Annotated in this window: 5 protein-coding genes; all 5 read left to right on the forward strand. The window is 58.6% G+C overall.

Annotated features, from left to right (window positions below):
* Nucleotides 1-193: 193 nt before the first annotated feature.
* The 5 genes from tatA to ABIL25_05085 all read left to right on the forward strand — a co-directional run bounded on the left by tatA (nt 194) and on the right by ABIL25_05085 (nt 5,965).
* Complete coding sequence (tatA, locus tag ABIL25_05065) at nt 194-385, forward strand: twin-arginine translocase TatA/TatE family subunit (GenBank protein ID MEO0081649.1); 192 nt, start codon at nt 194-196, stop codon at nt 383-385.
* Between the two features lie 78 nt (nt 386-463).
* A complete protein-coding gene (gene tatC / locus ABIL25_05070) occupies nt 464-1,174 on the forward strand; it encodes a twin-arginine translocase subunit TatC (protein ID MEO0081650.1) in 711 nt (236 codons plus the stop codon).
* 66 nt (nt 1,175-1,240) lie between these two features.
* Entirely contained in the window at nt 1,241-3,352 is a 2,112-nt protein-coding gene (locus tag ABIL25_05075; GenBank protein ID MEO0081651.1) for a sigma 54-interacting transcriptional regulator, read from the forward strand.
* 365 nt (nt 3,353-3,717) lie between these two features.
* Nucleotides 3,718-5,376, forward strand: a complete 1,659-nt coding sequence (locus ABIL25_05080) for a hypothetical protein (GenBank protein ID MEO0081652.1) — start codon at nt 3,718-3,720, stop codon at nt 5,374-5,376.
* Nucleotides 5,377-5,683: 307 nt separating this feature from the next.
* Complete coding sequence (locus ABIL25_05085; protein MEO0081653.1) at nt 5,684-5,965, forward strand: hypothetical protein; 282 nt, start codon at nt 5,684-5,686, stop codon at nt 5,963-5,965.
* The last annotated feature ends 241 nt before the right edge of the window (nt 5,966-6,206 follow it).

Below are 6,206 nucleotides of genomic sequence, written 5' to 3' on the forward strand. Positions count from 1 at the left end.
TCGGCGTCGCTGGCAAGGAAACATGGGGCCTGAGTCAATTATCCCTGACCGCCTGCCGCCGGTCAAGCAGAGACTGCTGCGGTCTCAAGACTCGGGACCGCAGGGCTTGACCAGGGCAGACTGGCGCCTTATAGTCTCTCATGCTCGGAGTGCGGCCGCATGTAATAGTTAGTGCGCCAGGAGGTGGTGGTCCATGTTCGGACTAGGTTGGCAGGAAATACTACTCATCGTCCTCGTCATCCTGCTTCTCTTCGGCGCCCGTCGAATCCCGGAAGTGATGCGGTCCATCGGCAAGGGCGTGAGGGAGCTCAAGCGTGGGATGAAGGAGATAGACTCGGACGAAGACAAACCCGACAAACCGGACCAGGAGTCCAAGACCGACTGAGCGCAAGTCTGAGAGCTGGCGGCCGACCGCTGACAGCCGAAGTCAATACCAATACTGGCCCGCCATCGGTGCAAGACCATGTCTGAAACTCACCCATTCCTTGACCACTTAGAGGAACTGCGCCGCCGCATCTTCTACTCGCTCATCACTCTGGCTGTTGCCGCGGTCGTCGCCTTCTTCTTCTCCGACCGCGTGCTGGAGCTACTAACCCGGCCGGTCCCGAAGCTCGTTTTCCTTTCTCCGTCCGAAGCGTTCGTAGTCAAACTCAAGGTTGCACTGGCCTCCGGTCTGTTTCTTGCCGCACCTCTAATCTTCTACCAATTCTGGCGCTTTGTCCGACCGGCCCTGCTCCGGCATGAGGTGAAATACGTTGTCTGGGCCGTTGCAGTCTCGACGGTGTTTTTCCTGGGCGGTGTCGGCTTCGCCTACTTCATCGTCGTGCCGGTCGCGATGAAATTTCTGCTAAGCTTCGCCACCCCGAAGCTCGAGCCCATGCTCTCCATTGACCGCTACTTCAGCACGGTGGCCGCTTTCCTCTTGGCTTGCGGGGTTGTGTTTCAGTTACCAGTGGTTTCGTTCTTCCTGACCAAGCTCGGTATCATCACTCCCCGCACACTAGTCAAGCAGCACCGAATTGCCATTGTCGTCATCTTCGTAGTTGCGGCCATCCTGAGTCCGCCCGATGTATTCAGCCAGATTCTTATGGCCATACCACTCTTTGTGTTATACGAGGCCAGCATCCTCGCCTCATTTCTTGCCCGGTCCAAACCGAAGCAAGCCGGCGGATAGAAACTGGCTGGTCGTCTCTTCGCCCTGCAGCGTTGACAGCGATACGGTTCCGGCCTATGCTGGCGCATGGCCGAGAAGGCTCAGGTCAGCGAGCTACTGGACGAAGCTAGGACCCTTGTCCAGACCCGGCCAGAACAAGCGATGGTCTTGACCCAGCAGGCACTCGAACAAGCGCAGGCAACTGGAAACCAGCGGGCTGAGGCAGATGCACTTGCACTGGCCGGTATGCTGTTCGGGCTCCGTGGCGAACTGGACGCAGCCGCGGACCGGCTGGGACGGGCACTTGCGTTATGCGAAGCGCTTGGAGACGACGCTGGCGCGGCAAACTCATGCAATAACCTGTGTATGGTGTGCCGGGAAAGGGGCGAGCTTGACCGAGCCATGGCGCTGGCCCAACGGTGTCTTGCGAAAATGGAACAACTCAGGGACCGGCACGGCGTGGCCTCGGCCTACCTGAACATCGGACTGATTCACGCGGACTTGGGCGACTGGGACCGGGCACTGGAAAATTACTTCCGGGCCCTAGCCGAGAAAGAGGGAACCGAGGACCGCAAGAACGTTGCACTCTACTACAACAACATCGGCGAGCTTTATATGCTCCGGGGCAAGCTGGACCGGGCTAATTTTTTCTTGGCGCGGGCATTAGAGACAGCCCAGTTATCAGGTTCTTCCTGGGTTCAGGCTGAAGTATTGGGCACGATGGGCGAGGTCGCGTTTCGGGCCGGTGACCGGGCCCGGGCCCAGTCGCTCTACGAGCAGGATGAGGCGATATGCCGCAAGTCTGGAGACCGTGACGAACTTGCCGAGGTACTGCGCCGAAGAGCTGAGCTTGACATCGCGCGGGGCGAGCCGCTTGAAGCCCGTGTCAGACTTGACCAGGCCGAGACGCTCTGCCGTGAGACCGGGTCAAAGCGGGAACAGGGGAACGTGCTTCGTACGAAGGCGCTGCTGGCACTACTGGAAAACGACAGTGCGGCGGCAGAGCGATATGCCGAGGAAAGTGCCAGGGTCCTCAGGTCACTTGGCCGGAACTACGAACTGGCGTGCTCGCTTGTTGTTCTGGCTCGGGCTGCGCCTAGCCGGCAGGATGCCCTGCGTGAAGCGCAGACGATATTTGAGAACTTGGGCGCAGTCGGCTCCGCGGCTGAAGCGCGCGAGCTGGCAGAGCAGACTCACGCCCTGCCGAAGGTTGAGGTCCGGAAGCGGGCAGATAAGTTTCCCGGAGTAGTCGGCGTGGATACAACGCTGGCCGGAGTGTTTGAGACAATTGAGCGCGCTGCTCGGACTAGGGCAAGCGTGCTCATCCTCGGCGAGTCCGGGACTGGCAAGGAAGTCGTCGCCAGAACTCTACACCGGCTCTCAGACCGGGCCGACCGACCATTCGTGGCCGTGAACTGCGCGGCGATACCGGAAACGCTCCTGGAAAGCGAGCTGTTCGGAGTAGAAAGGGGCACCGCAACTGGCGTGAGTCAGCGTGAAGGTAAGTTTGAGACCGCCCAGGGCGGCACGATATTCCTGGACGAAGTCGGAGATATGTCACTGAGCCTGCAGGCCAAGTTGCTCAGAGTTCTACAGGACCGTACGTTCGAGCGGGTCGGCGGCCGCAGACTGATTGAGGTGGACGTGCGCATCGTTGCGGCCACGAACAAGGACCTTGAGCAGGCAATGGCAGAAGGAAGATTTCGGCGCGACCTTTTCTACCGGTTGAACGTCATCACTGTCTCGCTGCCGCCGTTGCGGGAGCGGACTCAGGACATTCCGGAGCTCGTACGACTCTTCATCCGAAGAGTAAGTGAAGAGTACTCAAAGCCGGTACGTGGGGTAACCGATGACTGTCTTGCCTGCCTTGTCGGATACTCCTGGCCCGGCAACATCCGCGAGCTCGAGAACGTAATTGAGCGGGGCGTGATTCTAGCCCGGGGTGAGTTCGTAACTGCAGCCGACCTACCGGCCAGCGTCCGCAAGGCGGTCGCCAACGGCGAGGGGATGGCGCAGAGCTGGCAGACAGCAAGACGAAAGGCCGCGTCTACTGCCGGAGCTGGGGTCGAACGCCAGGCAGTTGAAGAAGCGCTCAAGTCAACCGGCTGGGTCGTGAAACGGGCTGCCGATCGGCTCGGCATCAGCCGCCGGCAGTTATATAGAATAATACAGAGGTACGGCCTGAAGCGGCCGGAATAGCACTAACCTTGACCCGGGCACAAGCCAAGCACAAGCTCAGGCGTCGTCAGGGCTGACCTCACCTTTCCTACAACCGGGCCGGGCGTTGGAATACCGTGAGACGTGATGCTTGGTCTTAGTACGCACGCTGCCCATGTGTCATGGCACATTTCTGTGCCAAGACACGGCACATAGGCTGATGGTCCGGCTTCGACAAGTTACATAAACATGCGACTTGCGTCGCAGTGCCCTCCTGGCATGGCACTTGCGGTATCAGGGGCATGGCTTACAGAACAGAACAAAGAAAGGAGACCGCAATGACCGCAAGAACAGAAAGCCATGTGACAGTGAGTCCGAACAAATCCGCAGACCATAAGGAGGTCAGAATGTTCGCAAGAACGCTCGTGATAGTGCCCGCAATAATTGCCGTCCTGTTTGCCGCAGGTGTTGCAGGCGCCCAGGTACTGCCAGTCCGCTTATACGGCGGTGCGGCAAACGAGGAGTGCCACGCGCTAGTCGAGGGACTTGGTGGAGGGTTCTGCCTTGCCGGGTGGACACGCAGCTTCGGTCCGACTGGCAACTCCAACGTGCTTGTGGTGAAAACCGACCCGGCCGGAATTCCGGTTTGGGCCAGAGTGTCGGCCGGCAAGTACGATGAAGAGGCGCGTGCAATGGTCCGAACAAGCAACAATTGCTACACCCTTGCCGGCTGGACCAGAAGTTATGGCCCGGGAACTCCAAACAAGAACATCTTTATAGAGAAGCTCGACGCCGCGGGCAACCATCTCTGGGGCCGGGTGTACGGCGGGCTCGCGGACGATGAGGTGTTCTCGATTGTCGAGACCGCGGACAGCGGTTACGCGCTTGCCGGGCTCACGCACAGCTTCGGTCCTAACCCCAAGCCGAACATCATTGTGCTCAAGCTCGACCAGTGGGGCCTCTTGCAGTGGATGCGCGCATACTGGTTTACGCCAATGCACATCGAAGACGAAGGATACTCCATAGTCCAGACCCCTGACCTCGGCTATGCGGTGTGCGGCCGGGCAAAGGCGATGGGCCCGGCCCTGTACAACCCGTTCCTTCTCAAACTCGACCCGGTGGGTAACATCCAGTGGGTGCAGGTAGCAGGCGCGAACTATTCGGATGAAGCGTACTCGGTCGCGCTGGACATTGCCAACAACGTGATGGTTGCGGGCCGGACCCTGTCGTTCGGCACTGCGCCAGGTGCGTTCCAAGACATGTTTGTCGCCAAGTTCACCCTGAGCGGAGTATTGGTCTGGTCCAGAACCTACGGCTGGTCAAACGGCGACGAAGAAGTGCTCGACGACCGTTCCCTTGTCGGTACCCAGGACGCAGGCGCAGCGGTGTGCGGGCTGACGACATCGGTAGGACCAGGCATCCCGAATCCGAATTTCCTCATACTGAAACTCGACCCAATGGGCATTCCTCAGTGGTGCCGGTCTCATCCAAGCCCGTATCACCCCGGGCTTCAGTCCGATGTGCCGTTGCCGATGATTGAACTTGCAGCCGGAGGATATGCGGTCGGTGGCTGGACCAACAGCTTCCCGACTCTCATCGGCGGGGCAGACTTCATGCTCTCGACTTTTGATCCTGCGGGAAATCGGGAAGTGTGTGTCGAGCCGCAGGAGCCGGTAGTGATGGAAATGCCGTGGATACAAGCGCGCATGACTGACAGCATGTGCTATCCTGATCACGACACCATCTTCCTCGTACCGGTTGACGTCCGGCATGACTCAGTCTGCTATGTTGAAACCGGTCTTGACGAACACGACACGGAACGCGGAAACGTCGGTTTCGTACTACGGGGTTCGGGACGCAATGTCGAACTGACACTGGCCCGGCCGACGATGGTCGAAATTCAGGTCTTCACCACAGACGGCCGGCAGGTTGCAAGGATTGCACCACGCGAGTATGCGGCTGGTAAGCAACTAGTTAGCATTCCCGGTTACGCACTAGCCGGTGCGTACGTTGCCAGGGCAATCGGCGGAGGTCAAGTCGCAAGTACAAAGATAGTCATGTTCTAGCACACCTCGACACGAACAGGCGGGCCCGTAACCGGGCCCGCCTGCCCTAGACCGTCTCACCTAAGACAACAGTTGTCTCATGAGACCGCTGTAAACTCACTGGTGTAACCGACACCATTCCAGTAGGTTAGGCTCGGTCCTTCGAACTGACACAGACACCGGAGTATCATCCACTGAGACGAAACAACTCGCCGAAGTGAACACCAAGAGCCTAAGACTCTGACTTCTGGTATCTTAGACATGACTACTGCAACTGGCACCGTGAATGCTCCATGTGTGGTGTGCAACCAGAAAAAGAGAGGTCCTCATGACACTGAAGCTTGTTGACCGGTTATTGGTAGCGCTGCTTGGCATCACCCTTGTTGGGACTGGGCTTGGGCTTCTAGTAGTAGGGCAGTCTCAAGCAAAGCTTCAGGACCGGATTGCCGCAGTAAACCTAAGGCAGGCGATCGAGCACTACCAGCGGGTAAGGGATACCAGTATCCTACTGCTGGGCGCAAGGTCCGACTACGGAATCTGCACCGGAGCTGAAGTGAGCTTTCTGAGCCGCCAGCCAGCAGGCGATAGGCGAAGCCGGGCTGGACAATAGTCTCTTTGCCAAGCAGCGTAATGTCGTCCTGGCCGCAAAACGGCGTCAAGATACTGTACGTTGCTCCGGTACGTTCCTTGCAATCTCGGTTCTGCTGACCACCGAAGTTTCGGTGGCCAGAGCCCTGTTGCCTCATATATGGATGTACTCGAGGACGCCCCGTTGCCTCAGAATACATTTGTACTCGAATCATGAGCTTTGTCCAGCTTGAAGTCGAGATGGTTGCGTCGGCACTGCCTGT

This window comes from candidate division WOR-3 bacterium, from assembly GCA_039801365.1.
Taxonomy (GTDB): Bacteria; Hydrothermota; Tepidihabitantia; order Tepidihabitantales; family Tepidihabitantaceae; genus JBDRUN01.